The organism is Vibrio sp. 1-2 (7-a) (assembly GCF_013048515.1).
In the GTDB taxonomy this organism is placed as follows: domain Bacteria; phylum Pseudomonadota; class Gammaproteobacteria; order Enterobacterales; family Vibrionaceae; genus Vibrio; species Vibrio diabolicus.
The window spans coordinates 46821-65104 of record NZ_VHSQ01000002.1; the positions used below are offsets into that span (position 1 = coordinate 46821).

Annotated in this window: 13 protein-coding genes; 11 read left to right on the top strand and 2 right to left on the bottom strand. The window is 46.4% G+C overall.

The genetic code is table 11. The features are described 5' to 3' along the window. Positions 1 to 3: 3 nt before the first annotated feature. Positions 4 to 2328 carry an FdhF/YdeP family oxidoreductase gene (locus FKN08_RS07915; RefSeq protein ID WP_170891736.1) on the bottom strand — a complete coding sequence of 775 codons (2325 nt, stop codon included), beginning with the start codon at positions 2326 to 2328 and terminating at the stop codon, positions 4 to 6. Between the two features lie 665 nt (positions 2329 to 2993). Here FKN08_RS07915 and FKN08_RS07920 point away from each other — a divergent pair. The 10 genes from FKN08_RS07920 to FKN08_RS07965 all read left to right on the top strand — a co-directional run bounded on the left by FKN08_RS07920 (position 2994) and on the right by FKN08_RS07965 (position 16356). Continuing rightward, complete coding sequence (locus FKN08_RS07920) at positions 2994 to 3878, top strand: LysR family transcriptional regulator (RefSeq protein WP_005460961.1); 885 nt, start codon at positions 2994 to 2996, stop codon at positions 3876 to 3878. A gap of 53 nt (positions 3879 to 3931) precedes the next feature. After that, positions 3932 to 4762, top strand: coding sequence for a formate dehydrogenase accessory sulfurtransferase FdhD (gene fdhD, locus FKN08_RS07925; protein WP_145472954.1), 831 nt, complete (start codon positions 3932 to 3934; stop codon positions 4760 to 4762). Between the two features lie 406 nt (positions 4763 to 5168). Continuing rightward, on the top strand, positions 5169 to 6563 hold the full coding sequence (gene uhpT, locus FKN08_RS07930) for a hexose-6-phosphate:phosphate antiporter (RefSeq protein ID WP_104970731.1): 1395 nt from the start codon (positions 5169 to 5171) through the stop codon (positions 6561 to 6563). Between the two features lie 138 nt (positions 6564 to 6701). Beyond that, positions 6702 to 7310, top strand: a complete 609-nt coding sequence (gene uhpA, locus FKN08_RS07935) for a transcriptional regulator UhpA (protein WP_104970830.1) — start codon at positions 6702 to 6704, stop codon at positions 7308 to 7310. Continuing rightward, on the top strand, positions 7310 to 8812 hold the full coding sequence (gene uhpB, locus FKN08_RS07940) for a signal transduction histidine-protein kinase/phosphatase UhpB (protein WP_170891738.1): 1503 nt from the start codon (positions 7310 to 7312) through the stop codon (positions 8810 to 8812). Before uhpA ends, uhpB begins: the two co-directional genes overlap by 1 nt. Positions 8813 to 8818: 6 nt before the next feature. Next, positions 8819 to 10159 carry an MFS transporter gene (locus FKN08_RS07945; RefSeq protein WP_005376086.1) on the top strand — a complete coding sequence of 447 codons (1341 nt, stop codon included), beginning with the start codon at positions 8819 to 8821 and terminating at the stop codon, positions 10157 to 10159. A gap of 124 nt (positions 10160 to 10283) precedes the next feature. Beyond that, positions 10284 to 11519 (top strand): mannose-6-phosphate isomerase, class I, encoded by a 1236-nt coding sequence (manA, locus tag FKN08_RS07950; RefSeq protein ID WP_170891739.1) that lies wholly within the window; start codon positions 10284 to 10286, stop codon positions 11517 to 11519. A gap of 264 nt (positions 11520 to 11783) precedes the next feature. Then, entirely contained in the window at positions 11784 to 13046 is a 1263-nt protein-coding gene (locus FKN08_RS07955) for a hydroxymethylglutaryl-CoA reductase (protein ID WP_124007951.1), read from the top strand. A 406-nt stretch (positions 13047 to 13452) separates the two neighbouring features. Continuing rightward, positions 13453 to 15021: a DUF1800 domain-containing protein gene (locus FKN08_RS07960; protein WP_170891740.1), complete on the top strand. Its 1569-nt coding sequence runs from the start codon at positions 13453 to 13455 to the stop codon at positions 15019 to 15021. Between the two features lie 9 nt (positions 15022 to 15030). Continuing rightward, a complete protein-coding gene (locus FKN08_RS07965) occupies positions 15031 to 16356 on the top strand; it encodes a DUF1501 domain-containing protein (protein ID WP_170891742.1) in 1326 nt (441 codons plus the stop codon). 86 nt (positions 16357 to 16442) lie between these two features. Here the strand turns inward: FKN08_RS07965 and FKN08_RS07970 are convergent, their stop codons facing one another. Continuing rightward, entirely contained in the window at positions 16443 to 17537 is a 1095-nt protein-coding gene (locus tag FKN08_RS07970; RefSeq protein ID WP_170891743.1) for a ketoacyl-ACP synthase III, read from the bottom strand. 162 nt (positions 17538 to 17699) lie between these two features. On the opposite strand from FKN08_RS07970, the gene trxC reads away from it, so the two are divergent. Continuing rightward, a complete protein-coding gene (gene trxC / locus FKN08_RS07975) occupies positions 17700 to 18134 on the top strand; it encodes a thioredoxin TrxC (protein ID WP_139059427.1) in 435 nt (144 codons plus the stop codon). Positions 18135 to 18284 lie beyond the last annotated feature (150 nt).

The window sequence follows — 18284 nt, forward strand, 5'->3', positions numbered from 1 at the left end:
TCACTATTCTGCTTCCACCAAAGCGATCTTATCGGATGTCGATTTTTCCAATTTGATCGCAATAAACTTAGAGGTTGGCGTAAACGTTCTATCCCCATAACTATCTAAAGGAACCAATGGGTTCGTTTCTGGATAGTAAGCCGCCGCCTGACCTGCTGGTACGTCATAGGCAACAAGCGTAAATCCGCTCACGCGACGCTCAACGCCATCTTCCCATAATGACACCATGTCCACTTTGTCGCCCGGTTCAAAACCGAGTTTACGAATATCCACTTCATTGATAAACAGCACTTCGCGCATACCAAATACTCCACGATAACGGTCATTCAAGCCGTAAAGTGTCGTATTATATTGGTCGTGTGAGCGCATGGTTTGCAAAATCAAATCTGGCTTTTGGCCTTTTTCGAGTATCGCTTCGCAGATCAATTGTTTCGGCAACTCGCTAGAGCTGAACTGTGCTTTACCGCTTGGTGTATTCCACCGACGCTCGGCTGCTGGGTTTACCAAGTGGAATCCACCCGGGTGTTTAAGCTTATGGTTAAAGTCGGTAAAGCCCGGAATCGTGTCGGCAATCAAATCGCGAATACGGTCGTAATCTTCAATCGCCCACAGCCAATCAATTGGTTTTTCCCCGAGTGTAGCATTGGCAATACCGGCAATAATCGCTGGTTCTGAACGTAAATGCTCCGAACGCGGTTTTAGCTGACCAAATGAGATATGCACCATGCTGAAGGTATCTTCAACCGTCACGCCTTGTGGGCCAGTCGCTTGCTGATCAATCTCGGTACGGCCTAAGCACGGAAGAATAAGCGCATCTTTACCTGTGACAAGGTGAGAACGATTTAACTTCGTCGAAATGTGTACGGTTAAATTACAGTTTCGCATCGCGTTGTGCGTACGTTCTGTGTCTGGCGTTGCTTGTGCAAAGTTACCGCCCAAACCGATAAATACTTTCGCTTGCCCTTCTTCCATCGCTTTAATGGCTTGCACAGTGTTGTGGCCTTCACCACGCGGGACGGCAAAGTTAAATCGACTTTCAATGCGATCCAACAACAGATCTGAAGGTTTTTCATCAATGCCCATCGTACGGTCGCCCTGAACGTTACTGTGACCACGCACTGGTGAAAGACCCGCGCCCGGCTTACCAACGTTACCTCGTAACATTTGCACGTTTGCGACTTCTTTAATGGTTGGCACAGAGTGACGATGCTGAGTCAACCCCATTGCCCAACACATGATCACACGTTCTGCACGTCGATACATGCTCGCCACCATCTCGATTTCACTTAAATCAAGACCCGATTGTTCCGCGATGTGTTCCCAAGAGGTTGCGTCCACTTCAGCCAAATACTCATCAATACCTATCGTGTGTTGCTTGATGAATTCACGGTCAAATACCGCTTTGCCACCGTTTTGCAATGCCTCGCGTTCCCATTGCAACAAGAATTTCGCGATGCCACGAAACACTGCCATGTCTCCGCCTAAAGCAGGACGCAGGTACGCCGTGTTGGTAGGCTCTGAGCCGTTGCTCAACATCTCAATCGGCATTTGTGGGTTTTGGAAACGCTCTAATCCGCGCTCTTTCAGCGGGTTTAGACAGATAACCTGTGCACCACGTTTTACCGCTTCGCGCAGAGGTTCAAGCATTCGTGGGTGGTTCGTGCCCGGGTTTTGACCAATCACGAAAATCGCATCAGCTTCTTCAAAATCATCAAAGATCACTGTGCCTTTACCAACGCCAATGGTGTCTTTCATCCCGATTGCACTGGCTTCGTGGCACATGTTGGAACAATCTGGGAAGTTGTTGGTACCGAATGCGCGCACAAATAGCTGATACAAAAACGCCGCTTCGTTGCTTGCACGACCAGAGGTATAAAACTCCGCTTGGTGCGGTGAATCTAATTGATTGAGATGTTTCGCGACAAGTGCAAAAGCCTCATCCCAAGAGACTGGCACATAGTGATCGGATTCGGCATCGTATCGCATTGGGTGCGTGATACGACCTTGGTATTCCAACCAGTAATCGGTTTGCGTTGAGAGAGAAGAAACGCTGTGATTGGCAAAAAACTCAGGATCAACCAGACGATTGGTCGCCTCCCAGTTTACCGCTTTCGCGCCATTCTCACAGAAATTGACTTTACCACTATCTGGCGACTCGCCCCATGCACATCCCGGGCAGTCGAAACCGCCATTTTGGTTGGTTTTGAGCATAGTGCGAATGTTTTTAACTGCATTTTCACTGCCCCACCAACTTCTGGTTACGGCTTTCAGTGCACCCCAACCACCAGCTGGACCTTTGTATGTTTTTATTTGTTCTTTTTGGCTCACGACTTTACTCCTCGCAGATATACCAGCAAGCAGGGTGCCCGTGAAAACAAGCGCGTTATTTATTGAGATAATGCGGAAGTATTGAAGGGCTTAGTTTCTAATCCATGTATTTTTTAATCCAAATAAGTAACCACTCAACATGCTCTCGCTTGTCCGAGCGTTTACTTATCTAGATTCTTGATATCGGATACCCGCCTACTGTTTCTAAGACTGTTAGATTCAATTTGCATTGTTGCGCCTTGATCTAAATCAAAGATTAAGTCGTTATTCAATATGCGTCCAATTGATAATCCTGACCGAGTGATAAATAAAATCTATGACGAATTTTTCCACTACGGTCATCACATTTTTAATCAATACAATTTATGAGGTTAATCGTTTTCCCATTCGATTCCACCTAGTTCGCTTAACGAACTCAATAAAATCAGCACTCTTGATAATAGATAATATCTATCACACTATAGATACTTTAAATTTGACCCTAATTAATATCAGGAATAGCCTTGATTCAGATCAATTTTGAGTGTGGTTTTATTCTTGACTTGGTTTTGGTTTTCCATTCCCCAGTTAAAACGTTCCAGCGCTTAAAAAGTACGGTAGTGCTGTGCCCTTTTTAGGGAGTTCCCCCGTACATGTGACTCACAACGCAAGGTGAACAAGCCATTATGGATATCAAACAACTTAAATATCTCATCGCACTTGAACAGACCAAACACTTTGGTCAAGCCGCCGCATTGTGCCACATTACGCAGCCTACCTTGTCCATGAGAATCCGAAGCTTAGAGGAAGAACTCGACCTCGAATTAATCCAGAGAAGTCAAAGATTTGAAGGATTTACTGAAGCCGGAGAACGCATTTTAGCTTGGGCGAAAACCGTCTTAGCCGCTCATGATGGATTGCAAGCCGAGGCTGCTAACTGCCGTGGTCAGTTGGTCGGTTCACTTCGGCTTGGAATGGTGCCACTCGCCAGCCAAAACCCGATGCAATTGCTCAAACCATTAGCTCAACAGTTCCCTGAGTTACGCTTTCAAATACTCTCCATGACGACCGAACAGATCATAGACCAACTCAATCGCAATCAGCTTGATTTGGGGATGTGTTATGTCGATCAAGTCAACACCGCTTACTTCGATGTTATCGAACTAGATTCAACCAAGCTTGGCGTTTTATTCGATGAGCGTCATTTTGATTTTGCCGAATCTGAAGTGTTGTGGGAGTCACTCAATAACATTCCGCTAGGGCTGCTTTCGAAGGGCATGCACTATCGCCACTCGATTGATCTTAGCTTTGTGAGTAAAGGGTTAGTTCCGCAAACCGTCATTGAAAGTAACTCCACCTTTCACTTGATCCAAGCAGTAACCAGTGGCCTTTGTTGCGCCATTATGCCGCTAAATTGTGGATTGGAAGAGTTGAACGATACGCTTCGCATTATTCCTATCGAAGAAGCCGCCGTTCACGCCCCGCTAGGTTTGTTAAAGAGAAAACAAGAACCCTTCTCCGCGCTAACCGATCAGTGCTTTGCAGAAGCAAAAAACATATTCAATCGATAACAACAATCCACACGTCAATGTTTGGCATACACAACGGCTTATGAGGTGATTTCATGAGATGTACTACTCAATCTTATTTTGAACTGTCCGATTTCAATCAAGCACCACCTCAACCAAGTGCGTTCAATTATCGAGAATTGATTGATGGCCGCCCAGTGCAACAAATGTCGCTGGCGAGTGAATCCGCCTTAGCTATCAGCTACAACGGCATTAGCCAAGCGGTCATGATGGTGACGCCAGGCCACCTGGAAGACTTCGTGAAAGGATTTAGCTTAAGCACAGGCATCGTCCACGACTTCAAAGAGATCAAAGACATTGAAATTGGTGGCGATCACGAATCTCACTATGCGGAAGTGGAAATCAGCAACCGCGCTTTCTGGGCGTTAAAAACACAACGCCGAAATCTTGCTGGCACAACCGGATGCGGCATTTGTGGCGTCGAGGCTCTTGAACAAGCTTTGCCTGATTTGGTGCCGCTGACACCGTCTCTTCCTCCGCGCTCCGATGTATTCGAAGGGCTGCGAGACAAAGTCGCACAGCATCAAGAAGCCGCACGTGAATCTGGCGCGTTACACGCCGCTTTATTTGCAGATTTACAAGGCAACATCAAGTTGTGCCGAGAGGACATCGGCCGCCACAACGCGCTAGATAAGTTGATTGGCGCATTGGCCAACAATCACATCGAACCTCAAATTGGCTTCGCAATAATGACCAGCCGTTGCAGCTTAGAGTTGATCCACAAAGCCGTTCGCGCGCGTATCCCCACTCTGGTTTGCTTATCTGCACCCACAGCGTTAACCGTCGAATGGGCAAGAAGAAACCATTTGAACCTAATTCACTTGCCAAAACACGGCTCGCCGCGTCTATACAGCCCTGCGCCTTAACACGTCAACCTAGCCGAATTCCTAATATTTCTAACAGAGACCTCCGGGTCTCTGTTGCTTGCTTCTCGTTCCCAATTGATACTTAGCGACAAGACACTATTCTCTCCAACCAAACGTGCTCACCCCTTGTCAGCACTAAGCTTATGCATATTAATCCGTTTGCATTTAAACGCTTTCTAATCCGATAAGAACCCTGTCAAAAACCCATAAATTAGTGAGGACTTTGTGTGACTCTTTTCACGCTTTTCCGCCTTCCTAGGCATTTCTAGGAATTTTTCCTAGCCGATCTAGGCAACCATCTCATGTGCCTCACAAAACCACTCTCTAGAATTCCGCTCAGTCAAAGGTAACAAGAGCGCATAACGGTCTCCGTTGTGTTTCTAAAACAATTACAAGAGAGTTCATCATGTTAAAATTCCTCGAACAGGTGCGGAAGCCGACCCTCGATCTTCCTGTCGAAGTTAGAAGAAAGATGTGGTTTAAACCGTTCATCCAATCTTACTTGGTCGTATTCATCGGCTACCTAACCATGTACTTGATTCGTAAGAACTTCAATGTCGCGCAAAACGACATGATCTCAACTTACGGTTTGAGCATGACAGACCTAGGTCTTATTGGCCTTGGCTTCTCCATCACATACGGCATCGGTAAAACCGTTGTGTCTTACTACGCTGACGGTAAGAACACCAAGCAATTCCTACCTTTTATGCTGATCCTTTCTGGTCTTGCAATGCTTGGTTTCAGCTTCAGCATGGGCGGCGGTAGTGCAAGCCTGTTCTTGATGGTGGCTTTCTACGCTCTGAGTGGTTTCTTCCAAAGTACTGGTGGCCCTTCTAGTTATTCAACCATTACAAAATGGACACCTCGTAACAAACGCGGCTCTTACCTAGGCTTGTGGAACATGTCACACAACGTTGGTGGTGCAGGCGCTGCGGGTGTTGCTCTTTTCGGTGCTAACTACCTATTCGACGGCCACGTAATCGGCATGTTCGTGTTCCCTTCTATCATCGCGATCATCGTTGGTTTTATCGGTATGCGCTTTGGTAGCGACTCTCCAGAAGCTTACGGTCTAGGTAAAGTAGAAGAACTTTTCGATGAAGCAGTGAGTGAAGAAGACACCGCCGCTGAAGAAAACCAGATGACCAAAAAAGAAATCTTTGTTGAATACGTTCTTAAAAACAAAGTTATCTGGCTACTTTGTTTTGCCAATATCTTCCTTTACATCGTTCGTATCGGCATCGACCAATGGTCAACGGTATACGCGTACCAAGAGCTTGGTCTGTCAAAAGAAACGGCAATCTCTGGCTTTACTCTGTTCGAAGTCGGTGCGCTTGTGGGTACTTTGATGTGGGGTTACCTGTCTGACCTAGCAAACGGTCGCCGCGCATTGGTTGCTTGTGTATCTCTTGGTTTGATCATCGTATCGCTTGAGTTCTACCAGCACGCCACTAGCGAGTTCATGTACTTGGCCTCACTATTTGTACTTGGTTTCTTGGTGTTTGGTCCGCAACTTCTTATCGGTGTTGCCGCGGTTGGTTTTGTCCCTAAAAAAGCAATCAGTGTGGCTGACGGCGTAAAAGGTACATTCGCTTACCTAATCGGTGACAGCTTCGCGAAACTTGGTCTCGGTATGATTGCCGACGGTACACCTATCTTCGGCTTAACAGGTTGGAAAGGTACCTTCGCAGCCCTAGATACCTCCGCCATGATTTGTATTGTTTTGCTTGCTTTCGTTGCTATCGCGGAAGAGAAGAAGATTCGACACGCGAAGAAGCTTCAACTTGCACAAGACCAAGCCTAACTTCTCTGCGCGCTTTACTTCGGTAAAGCGCGCAAGATCATTAAAAAGCATGGTTCAATTCAGTATCATTAAAGATTTTTCTATTGGCTCCTGTTGGAGCTTATTGTTGTTAGTCGTCTGCTCTATTTGGTTGTAATAATGATTCATGTTGCTTTAGTTGATGATCACGTCATCGTGCGTTCAGGTTTCGCACAATTATTAAATTTAGAAAGTGATATTACCGTTGTTGGTGAATTCGGCTCTGTCGCCGAAGCACGCACAGGCTTGCCTTCGGTACACCCTCACGTCGTCATCCTAGATATTTCCATGCCAGATGAAAGCGGCTTAAACTTTCTCAGCGAAATACCAACTGGCATTGCCTGCGTGATGCTTAGCGTGCATGACTCCCCTGCGATGGTGGAAAAATCACTAAAGCTAGGAGCAAAAGGCTATCTTAGTAAACGCTGTAGCCCAGACGAACTTATTCAAGCCGTGAGAACCAGTGCTTCTGGCGGCTGTTACCTCACATCAGATATTGCACTTAAACTTGCAACGCCTAGCGACAACACCACCTCTCTATGCCAACTGACAAAACGTGAAAACGAGGTCTGTCAGCTACTTGCGACCGGGTTGGATGTAAAGTCAGTCGCGGCAGAGCTTGGCTTGAGCCACAAGACCGTGCATGTTCATCGTGCAAATGCCATCGACAAACTCGGCGTGAAAAACAACGTTGAGCTCGCCAAACTATTTTCTCAAGAGTCCTTTTAATGCGAGCTTACGCTGTTACTACCATTTGCGGACTATTTGTTATGGCTTGCGCCTGGTTTTGCTTGTGGGTGATTGCCTATTACTTTGTCAATGATCCCGAGCTGGCGATCTTATTGTTTCCTTTCGCTTTACGATTAGGTGTCGCCCTGCACACTCGCACCGCTTATTGGCCGACGATTTACCTTTCTGAGTGGGGGCTTTCCATCGCACTTGCGATGTTACTGGGTCAACCGCAGTGGCTTACCGTGCTGATTGCGAGCATTGCCAGTATCCCGGTCACTCTGATTGCGAAAAAATACTACTACGGAGACCAAAACCGCCATTTAGCCGTGATGAGCGCAGTCATTATCATTAGCGCGTTTATTAATGTGATGGCCGTTGGTTTTCACGTTCCTTCGGTTTACATGGTATGGCTGGCTAGCATTTCTGGAGGCTTGCTCGTGGTGCCTATGTGCTACTTGTTATGGAGTTATTTGTTCCAAAGTCGTTGGTCTCCGCTTAGCTCTCTCCTACTTAGTAATACCGTTGTATTTCAGGTGCGTCATATCGTGCTTTATGCGCTGCTTTTGATCGGCAGTATTTTGGTGCAAACCAGTTTGCCTGAAGAGCTAAAACGATTTGCGCCGTTTTGCATGGCGATTCCAATCATCGTGCTTGCTCTGCGTTACGGCTGGCAAGGTGCTCTACTCGCCACCATGCTCAACAGCATTGCGCTGATTGCGGCTCGTAGCGGCGTATCGAATCTAGAAATAACCGATTTGTTATTATCTCTCTCAGCGCAAACCATCACTGGCATTATGCTCGGCTTAGGGGTTCAGAAACAAAAAGACCTCAATCACAAACTGCGCGGCGAACTTGCACGCAATCAGAATTTGTCTCGCCAGCTTATCAAAGCGGAAGAATCCGTAAGACGCGATATTGCGCGCGAGCTACATGACGAAATCGGCCAGAACATCACGGCGATCCGCACACAAGCCAACATCATTAAGCGGGTAAATAACGCAGAAACAAGCGTGGGTTGCGCCGACATGATCGAAGGGCTTTCCCTCAACGTGTACGACACCACTAAGCGACTGTTAAGCAAGCTAAGACCAAAAATGCTGGATGATTTGGACTTAAAAGAATCCGTCGAGCAACTAACGCGAGAGATGGAGTTCGCCAATCACGGAACCAACGTTCAACTGAACTGGCAGGGCGATTACACCAGCCTGAGTGACACACTCAAAGTCACCCTATTCCGTTTATGCCAAGAGTCATTGAATAACGCAGCCAAGTACGCAGAAGCGCAGTTGATCAATATTGAACTGACAATTGGAGAAGCTGCGGTGTCACTGATGATTCACGATGATGGTGTCGGCTTCAAAGTTCAGGACAGCATGAAAGGCATGGGCGTTCGCGGCATGCAAGAGCGTGTGCACGCGTTAGGTGGAAAAATGGTTATCTACTCCACCAGCGATCAAGTGATCGGCACACAAATCAGCATTACTTTACCTAAGGTGTAACTCAAGATGTTTGGATTTTTACGTTCACCTAAATTTACTCAACCGAGTCTGAGCAACGAGCAAATCGACCAGCGTTACCACCATTGGCGTTTGCACATTATGTTGGGGATGTACATCGGCTACGCAGGTTTTTACTTTACCCGTAAGACCTTTAACTACGCCGCACCAGCGATGATTACCGATCTTGGCTTAGATAAAGGCGATTTGGGTCTTATAGGCACGCTTTTCTACATTACCTACGGCTGCTCGAAGTTTATTTCTGGCACGATTTCGGATCGCTCTAACCCTCGTTATTTCATGGGGCTAGGCTTGATTGCGACAGGTCTGGTCAATATCGCGTTCGGCTTTTCTAGCTCACTCGCGGCTTTCATTACTCTGTGGATCTTAAACGCGTGGTTCCAAGGCTGGGGCTGGCCTTCATGCTCCAAGCTGCTAACCACTTGGTATTCACGCTCCGAGCGTGGCTTCTTATGGGCGATTTGGAACACCGCACACAACGTTGGTGGCGCGCTGATCCCTATTTTAGTGGGCTATTTAACGTTGCACTACAGCTGGCGTGAAGGCTTTATTCTACCCGGCATCATCGGTGTATTACTCGGTCTATTCGTTTGTTGGCGATTGCGCGATAAACCCACAACAATGGGTTTACCAAGTGTCGGACAATGGCGCAACGACGCGCTAGAACTTGCGCAAGAAAATTACGGACGTGGCCTCACCTACCGCGAAATTCTGAAATCGTACGTATTTAACAACAAATATATCTGGCTACTCGCGTTCAGTTATGTGTTGGTTTACATCGTCCGAACCGCAATCAATGACTGGGGAAACCTGTACTTGACCGAGCAGCATCACTATAGCCTGATTAACGCCAACGCTGCTCTGTCGATGTTTGAAATCGGCGGTTTTGTTGGTTCATTGGTTGCGGGTTGGGGCTCAGACAAACTCTTTGGCGGTAACCGTGGGCCAATGAACTTGCTGTTCGCGATTGGGATTTTCTTATCTGTCTCCGCGCTTTGGCTGATGCCTCTGACCAACTTTGCATTCCAAGCGGCGGGATTGTTCTCCATCGGGTTCTTTGTCTTTGGGCCACAAATGCTGATCGGTATGGCGGCAGCGGAGTGCTCTCACAAAGATTCTGCAGGCGCGGCAACAGGATTCGTGGGCTTGTTCGCCTACATGGGCGCAGCATTGTCTGGCTATCCACTGGCGTTAATTCTTGAAGAATATCATTGGACGGGTTTCTTCATCACCATTTCAGTTTGTGCAGCCGTCATTGGCCTTTTGTTGCTGCCATTTTTGCAAGCGCAACCATCACGAAAACCACTCGAACCAAAACCTCGGTTGTAAATCGACTTATCGCCCTTCGGGCAAATTGGCGAGTGACCTAACCGCGCTCGCCATCCTTATTTAACGTATCTCTGCTCAATTTTTCTTCCGATTAAGTTCGGAGGGTTAACTATGGGAAAAATTCATGAATTTGAACACTATTTCATCGCATAGCTTCTTTCAAATGAACAACAAAATCCAAAACTACGCTTGGGGAAGTACCTCTTCTATTCACGATTTGTTTGGCTTTTCTAACGAAACGAATGAGCCTCAAGCAGAAGTATGGATGGGGACTCACCCAAACGGCTGCTCTGAAGTTCAGATTGAGCAAAACACGCTGCCTTTGTCTGAACTGATCAAACAAAACCAACCCGCTTACTTATCAACAGAAACCGCAGCGAAATTTGGCGACCTGCCCTTTCTGTTTAAGATCTTAGCGGCCGAACATGCACTGTCGATTCAAGTTCACCCAAGCAAACAAGATGCCGAAATAGGCTTCGAAAAAGAGCAAAGTGCTGGCATCCCACTAAACGCGAGCCATCGTAACTACAAAGATCCAAACCACAAACCTGAATTGGTGTACGCGCTGACAAGTTACCAAGCCATGAACGGTTTTCGCTCGTATGCCGAGATTATTGAGGCATTTAGCCTTTGCGATATCGATGAGCTACGCGCGCCTCTTGACACATTCAAACGCGAAATCAACTCACAAGGTTTACGAGATTTCTTTGTGCACATTCTGACCATGGAAGGCGAAACGAAAGAAAGAGCACTGAAACAGCTTCTTGCCCACGCTTCACGTCAATCGGAACAAGGCACTGACTCGGAGCAAGGCACTTACAGCGATGTCTTCCAGCTCATCTTGGATCTATCCACTCAATACCCCGGCGATGTCGGCTTGTTTGCGCCATTACTGTTGAATGTCATCACGCTGCAACCTGGCGAATCGATGTTCCTGAGCGCAAGAACGCCACACGCTTACATTAAAGGTACGGGATTAGAGATCATGGCGAACTCAGATAACGTTTTGCGTGCAGGACTCACACCGAAACATATGGATGTTGAAGAACTGGTTAAATGCACAGACTTTGTGCCTAAGGCGTTTAACAGCCTTGTTCTTGAACCCAATGCAAATGGTTGCCAGAGCCTTTACCCCGTTCCAGTGGCAGACTTTAGTTTCAGCATTCTTAACCAACCGAATAATGAAGTGGTTGAGGCAAACAGCGCAGAGATTTTGATGGCGATTGATGCCAACCTGACACTCATCAGTGATAACGGTGAGACGTTAACCGCCGCGAAAGGACAATCTGTATTTGTTCCTGCTTACGTTGGTCATTACCGTATTCAAAGTGCGGGACGTGTGGCTCGCGCCTTTAACTAACTTCTGAATAACGTATTCAAGCTAGCGTCTGACCCAAGGGACTGGGTTAGACAATTTATTGCTTTCATAGATTGAGCCTGTCCGGTTTTAAGGTACTCATTGTCAAAACTCATTTATTTCCGGTAAATTCGCCGCTCCAATATCAAATCACTTGGATAACAAAGGCGCTTGCAAAGTGGTATTTGTTGCAAAACGTATAATCAACGTTGTAATCAAAGCCTCAATCACTACAATCTCTGGTTCGATTTTTCAGTTAACGTTTGTATGCCGAAGTTAAACCAAGATAACCCTGTTCAAAGCTCCGCCCTTTCCGATATCGAAACCAGCAGTAAGATTCAATCGGCATTAGAACCGAAGTTTCACAAGCCAGAGAAACGTCTCTGCTTAAGCCCTGGTCTATCGGATAAGCATTTGGCGCGCCGTTGGCAAGTATTGGAACACGTGACCAATAAAGATCATCTTCTTGATCCTTTCACGCAGTCACATTGCGACGCTTACTCCAACAACATCGAGCACTTCATTGGTACTGTCAATGTGCCGGTCGGCATCGCAGGCCCTTTGCGCGTCAATGGTTTGTATGCGAACGATGACTTTTTGGTTCCGCTCGCAACGACAGAAGCCGCGTTAGTCGCTTCCTACAACCGTGGCGCAAATCTTATTACCGCCGCTGGTGGCGCGAGCGCATTGTTGCTGAGTGAAGGGGTGAGCCGAACGCCAGTGTTCGCCTTTAATAATCTTGCCGACGCTGGCCAGTTCGTCAGTTGGGTTGTGACCCAGTTTGACGCATTTCGTCAAATAGCGGAATCCACCACCTCACATGGCAAACTCAAAGACATCAATGTAAACATCGAAGGAAACCACGTTTATTTGGTCTTTGAATACGTGACAGGTGACGCTTCCGGACAAAACATGGTGACCATCGCAACAAACGAAGTGTTCCATCATATTTTGGCGACCAGCCCAATCAAACCAACTCAAGCATTCTTGGATGGCAACTTATCAGGCGACAAAAAACCAAACGCGCACACACTGCGCTCGGTACGCGGTAAGAAAGTATCCGCCGAAGTGACCATTCCTGCTGAGTTGGTGGAGAAATATCTGCATACCACGCCAGAGTCTATGGTTCAATTTGGCAAAATGACCACGGTGGGTGGTTTACTCAGTGGGACGATTGGCGTAAACGCGCATTACGCGAATGCTCTTGCCGCGCTGTACATTGCTTGTGGTCAAGATGCCGCTTGCGTTGCAGAGTCTGCTATTGGTATCACTCGTATGGATGTCGACGCTCAAGGCAGCTTGTACGCGTGCGTGACCTTGCCAAACATCATGGTGGGAACGGTTGGCGGGGGCACAGGCCTTCCAACGCAAAAAGCATGTTTGGATATTTTGGGTTTGCACGGCAACGGCAATGCGAAAGCCTTAGCCGAAGTCGCAGCTGCGCTTTGTCTGGCCGGTGAACTCTCAATTGTCGGCGCATTTTGTGCCGATCACTTCTCCCGAGCTCACCATAAACTTGCTAGAAAATAATCCTTTTACTTTGTACAAGAGAACACCCATGCGGTTTTCTCTTGTGCCAATAAAGCAACTTTATTTATTAGCTCATAAATTAGTTTGAGTTGTATTGTAGACTTAATGATTACACCACTCTCACGTTGACCGCATTATTGCAGTATCACCACACATTCCTCGCTATATCACTGTTTGACCCTATTCTCACGCAATATTAAATATCAGTACGTTACCTAAATAAATATCAAAAACATCTAGCACTAAAGTACCAAATTCATAGATTGAGTTTTTTGTTAGTCACTTATAGAGACTATACTCGTTCCTGCAGCTGCTTGATTTTTCTAAATTTATTATTTAGCTCAAATGAGCTTAATCACTCCCGTTAAATGGATTTAAGTCGTTCCCTCGGGTAAGCGAGTTAACTATGAGACGTCAGAAACAGAATGAAATCTCTTGTTGGGTTCTAGGGTTGATTATCTTATTACTAAGTTACGTCCCTTCAGTACCAGCAGAAATGGAACTAACGCCCTCCGAGCAAACCGTTGCGCGTTTCCTCTATCAAAGCACTTTTGGGCCAACACCAACATTAATTAATGAGGTAGAAGAAATCGGGATGGAAAGTTGGATATCTCAACAAATCTACCTTCCTGCCACCTATCATCAACCGCTCTATCGGACACCTTTTTCCAAAGGCGCACAATCCAATCGAGAAAACGCTTGGTATCAAATTGTTATTACCGCTGATGATCAACTCAGACAGCGCATGGCGTATGCATTAAGCCAGATCTTAGTGGTCTCTCGCTATGGCGGTGTCCTTTCCAGTAAGCCCACTGGTCTAGTCGACTACTATGATGTATTGATTGCTAACGCTTTTGGCAACTACCGAGATTTATTATATGACGTTTCCATTCATCCTGTTATGGGCAGCTATTTGTCCATGCTCGGTAGCGCAAAAGAGAACAACACGACGGGGGCATTACCTGATGAGAACTTCGCTCGAGAGTTGATGCAGTTGTTCACCCTAGGCTTGTATGAACTGAATATCGATGGCAGTAAAAAGCTTGATCGTACAACGGGTAAGCCTATCCCCACATATACCCAAACGGATATTCAAGAGCTCGCTCGAGCATTAACTGGGTGGAAAAATGCCGATTTAGCGTTTGTCGAACCGATGCGAGTCATCAACCACCGACACGATGATGGCGAGAAACGATTGCTTGGTAACACAATTCCTGCTGGTTTAACTGCGCAAGAAGAGCTTTTAAAAGTGATCGATATTTTGATGTCTCATCCAAACATGGCGCCCTTTGTTTCTAAGCTACTTATCCAACGTTTTGTAACTTCGAATCCAAGTCCGGAGTACATCGCACGTGTTGCTTCGGTATTCAATAACAATGGCGAAGGAGAAAAAGGAGATTTAAACGCGGTCATTCATGCCATCTTGCTCGATTCTGAGGCTCTAGGCATGACAGATACCCCGCCAATAAAAGTGAAAGAGCCAATACTGGTCCTAACTAATTTTCATCGATCAGCGGGTTTTACAATCAAATCTACACGTTACGAAGACGCTACTACGATGATGAATATCGCCAATCAAGGACCTCTTCGTTCTCCTTCCGTATTTAATTTTTACTCTCCTGAGTACCAACCATCTAACGAGTTTACGGAGTCTGGTATTAGCTCTCCGGAGTATGAGCTACTGAACTGGTCCGTTTATACCGATTTGGTCAACTATATGTTGACCAGCACTCGCAGAGGCGGCGGTGATTCCTACACTCTCGATCTTGGCGAGTTTTATCTTCTTTTGGATGATCACGATGCCTTAGTCGAGCTGGTTAACGAACGCTTCTTTGCAGGAACGGCGTCGGCGGAATTAAAAAAACTCATGCTCACCGTGTTAGATGAATATCGTGAGGACTATGTGCCAACAACAAAGCTCGCCTTGGTGATTTTTACCGCCATTTCCGGCGATGAATTCTATATTCAGGATTAGGAGTGGATTATGGATATTTCACGACGACATTTTATAAAAAGCACTGTATCGATGAGCGCTTTAGCTTCGCTTGGTCTACCGGGTTATTCTCTCGCGGCGCCATCCAATGACTTTCGAGCATTAATATGTGTCTATTTAGCAGGTGGAAATGATGCGTTCAACACTGTACTGCCGTTGTCTGACGCGCACTATAACCAATATGCCAAAGTCAGAGGTGCTCTTTCTGTCGCCAAAGACGACATACTCCCTATCAATTTGCGTACCGCCGATAGCTCGGATAATCTGGTAGAACTTGGCTTACACCCCAAACTAAAGGCGCTGTCTTCAATTTTCGAACAAGGCGATGCCAATATCGTGCTCAATAGCGGCATTCTCAACCATCCCGTTACAAAACAAGCGATTGAGCTAGGTGAAGCGTCACTTCCCGAGCAACTGTTTTCCCACAATTCACAAACTGACGCTTGGTTACTTGGTGGTATGCAAGAATCTAGCAACTTGGGTTGGGCAGGAAGAATGTTGGACGTATTAACTTCTGAATCAGAAATAACCCCACTATACAGTGTGCACGGGAACTCGCTTTGGTTACGAGCGATGGAACACCGCCAAACCGTGCTGAAAAAAGACCGTGCGGTCCAGCTTACCGCGATTGATAACCCGCTATACAAGGGGATCTATGACCAACTGCTTTCTCATCAAACAGAGAATCCGTTTAGTGGTCACTTTAATTTGATGGTTGATGAGTCGATGATGATGAGCCGCGTGCTAAGCGAGCAACTCAATCATATTGATGACGCGCCGCTGTTCACCTCATCAACACTCGGCAAGCAGATGCAAACCGTCTACAAATTGATCGCAAGCCAAGATGTGTTAAAGCAACAACGACAAGTCTTCTTCGTTAAACACTCTGGCTACGACCTACACGATTCTCAATTAGTTCGACACCCCGTACTACTCGAAGATCTAGCGACTAACCTCTTAGCAATGTATCGTGCGATTGCGCGGTTGGGGCTAAACAAGCAAGTCATCTCTTTTACAATGTCTGACTTTGGTCGACGGATGACAAGCAACGGTAACGGCACCGATCACGGTTGGGGTGGTCATCAACTATTAATTGGGGGCGCAGTGAATGGTCAGCGACCAATCGGTACATGGCCTGAACTAGTATTGGGTGGAAACGATGACTATTCTCAAGGTCGACTCATACCCCAAATTGCAGCTGATCAAGTGGGCTCAACCCTCGCGCAATGGATGGGCGTGAGTGATAACACGGCATTGGAATACGTGTTCCCGAATATCCGCAACTTCGCTAATTCAAACCTTGGCTTTATGGCTTAAGCTGCTTTAATAAGCTCTTAATTAACGTGTCATGAAAAAGGGAGCATTTACGCTCCCTTTTCAATATCATTTCCGCTGAATGTCCGTTACGCTTCGTCGCGACGACGCTCGTTACACAGCTTAATGGCACGCTCAAGCAATTCTAGCGCGGATTGCTCACATTCAGGCAGAACCGCATCACTTTCATCAATTGGCGTTACGCGGTCACCCCATTTCAATACTGCCGCCCCCCATGTCAAACCTGCACCAAATGCAGCAAGAAGCATGTTATCACCTGGGTTAACTCGGCCTTGCTCTACCGCTTCACACAATGCAATTGGCACCGTCGCTGCGGAAGTATTGCCGTAGTTTTGGATGTTCACAAACGCTTTGTCGTGTGGGATCCCAGATAGGTCACATAGGGTTTGAATAATACGAATATTCGCTTGATGAGGAATAACAACGTCGATTTGGTCGGTAGTTAACTGTGATGCTTTAAGCACGGTTTTCGCAGCTAGCCCCATGCCTTTTACCGCACGTTTGAAAATTTCTTGTCCTACAAAGTTGAAATCCCAGTAACCGTTGTCTTCCGCAAAGCGATCCATACAAGTACCAAACTTTGGTACGGAAAGAATATCGCGACCTTTAGCGTCACAACCGATTTGAGATTGCAGTAGACCCGTTTCTTTTTCTGTTCTTGATAACACAACGGCGCCCGCGCCATCACCAAATAGAACTGCGGTATCTCGCATGGCCCAATCGATGTAGAAAGACAATCTTTCCGCGCCAATAATAATCGCGTTGCGATAGTTACCTGATTGAATCAAACGTGTGCCCGTTTCAAGGCCGTAGACAAATCCCGTACATGCGGCATTTAAATCAAAGGCCGCCGCAGAACGAATGCCCAAGTTCTGCTGTATTTTAGATGCGATGTTTGGAATAAGTGAATCCGGAGAACAAGTCGCCACAATGATTAAATCAACGTCGCTTGCGTCAACGCCCGCGCGCGCCAATGCGTGTTTGGCAGCAACGGTTGCCATGTCTGAAGTATTTACATGGCTAATACGGCGGTTTTCGATACCGGTGCGGGTACGAATCCACTCATCTGAAGTATCAAGGAAAGTGCTAAGATCATCGTTAGAGAGCACGGCAGGAGGAACACATTTCCCCCAACCTGTAATTTCAGCGTAGTAATTTGTCATCGCAGACCTATTTATTGTTGTATTTTAATAAAATTTCTTAGAACCTTAGGCTCAAATACAAACCTGCTCTGCGTTATTTCGGCAGGTTAAAAAATAAGTATACAAATAATGAGGCTGACTGGTAAGTCATGTTTTCATCAATACGTAATAAAGGAAGAAGTCATGTCATCGTTTAAAACTCGCTGCCCTTCATGCGGCGGTCTGAATCGTGTCCCTAATGAGCGTGTTGCAGAGTCTGCAACTTGCGGTAAATGTAAAAGTGCACTTTTTGATGGCGCGCCTATCGAAGGAACGCAAGATAACTTTTCTGCCCTATTACAAAGTGATACGCCTGTTGTCGTCGACTTTTGGGCCCCTTGGTGTAATCCGTGCGTCGGTTTTGCCCCTGTTTTCTCGGATGTCGCTCATGAACAAACAGGAACGGCTCGTTTTGTAAAGATTGATACAGAAGCACAACAAGCGCTCGCTGCACAATTTGGCATTCGAAGCATTCCTACCATCATGGTTTTCAAGAACGGTCAACGCGTTGATATGATCAATGGTGCGCTACCGAAAAGTCAGTTTGATCAATGGTTAAATCAAGCACTTAATAAGTAATTCTCCACGCCAACCTCACTGGTAGGTTGGCGTTTTTATGCAACTTATCGACCTATCTATTTAACAAATATTATTTGTCGAAACGACTTAAATTAATCATTTTACTTGCCTAACTATTAGCCTCATATTCGCGCCGAATAACCCATAGAT

Coding starts and splice junctions, on each gene's coding strand:
- FKN08_RS07920 (WP_005460961.1), top strand. CDS start 2,994: ATGGATATCAAACAACTTAAATATCTCATCGCACTTGAACAGACCAAA.
- fdhD (WP_145472954.1), top strand. CDS start 3,932: ATGAGATGTACTACTCAATCTTATTTTGAACTGTCCGATTTCAATCAA.
- uhpT (WP_104970731.1), top strand. CDS start 5,169: ATGTTAAAATTCCTCGAACAGGTGCGGAAGCCGACCCTCGATCTTCCT.
- uhpA (WP_104970830.1), top strand. CDS start 6,702: ATGATTCATGTTGCTTTAGTTGATGATCACGTCATCGTGCGTTCAGGT.
- uhpB (WP_170891738.1), top strand. CDS start 7,310: ATGCGAGCTTACGCTGTTACTACCATTTGCGGACTATTTGTTATGGCT.
- FKN08_RS07945 (WP_005376086.1), top strand. CDS start 8,819: ATGTTTGGATTTTTACGTTCACCTAAATTTACTCAACCGAGTCTGAGC.
- manA (WP_170891739.1), top strand. CDS start 10,284: ATGAATTTGAACACTATTTCATCGCATAGCTTCTTTCAAATGAACAAC.
- FKN08_RS07955 (WP_124007951.1), top strand. CDS start 11,784: ATGCCGAAGTTAAACCAAGATAACCCTGTTCAAAGCTCCGCCCTTTCC.
- FKN08_RS07960 (WP_170891740.1), top strand. CDS start 13,453: ATGAGACGTCAGAAACAGAATGAAATCTCTTGTTGGGTTCTAGGGTTG.
- FKN08_RS07965 (WP_170891742.1), top strand. CDS start 15,031: ATGGATATTTCACGACGACATTTTATAAAAAGCACTGTATCGATGAGC.
- FKN08_RS07970 (WP_170891743.1), bottom strand. CDS start 17,537: ATGACAAATTACTACGCTGAAATTACAGGTTGGGGGAAATGTGTTCCT.
- trxC (WP_139059427.1), top strand. CDS start 17,700: ATGTCATCGTTTAAAACTCGCTGCCCTTCATGCGGCGGTCTGAATCGT.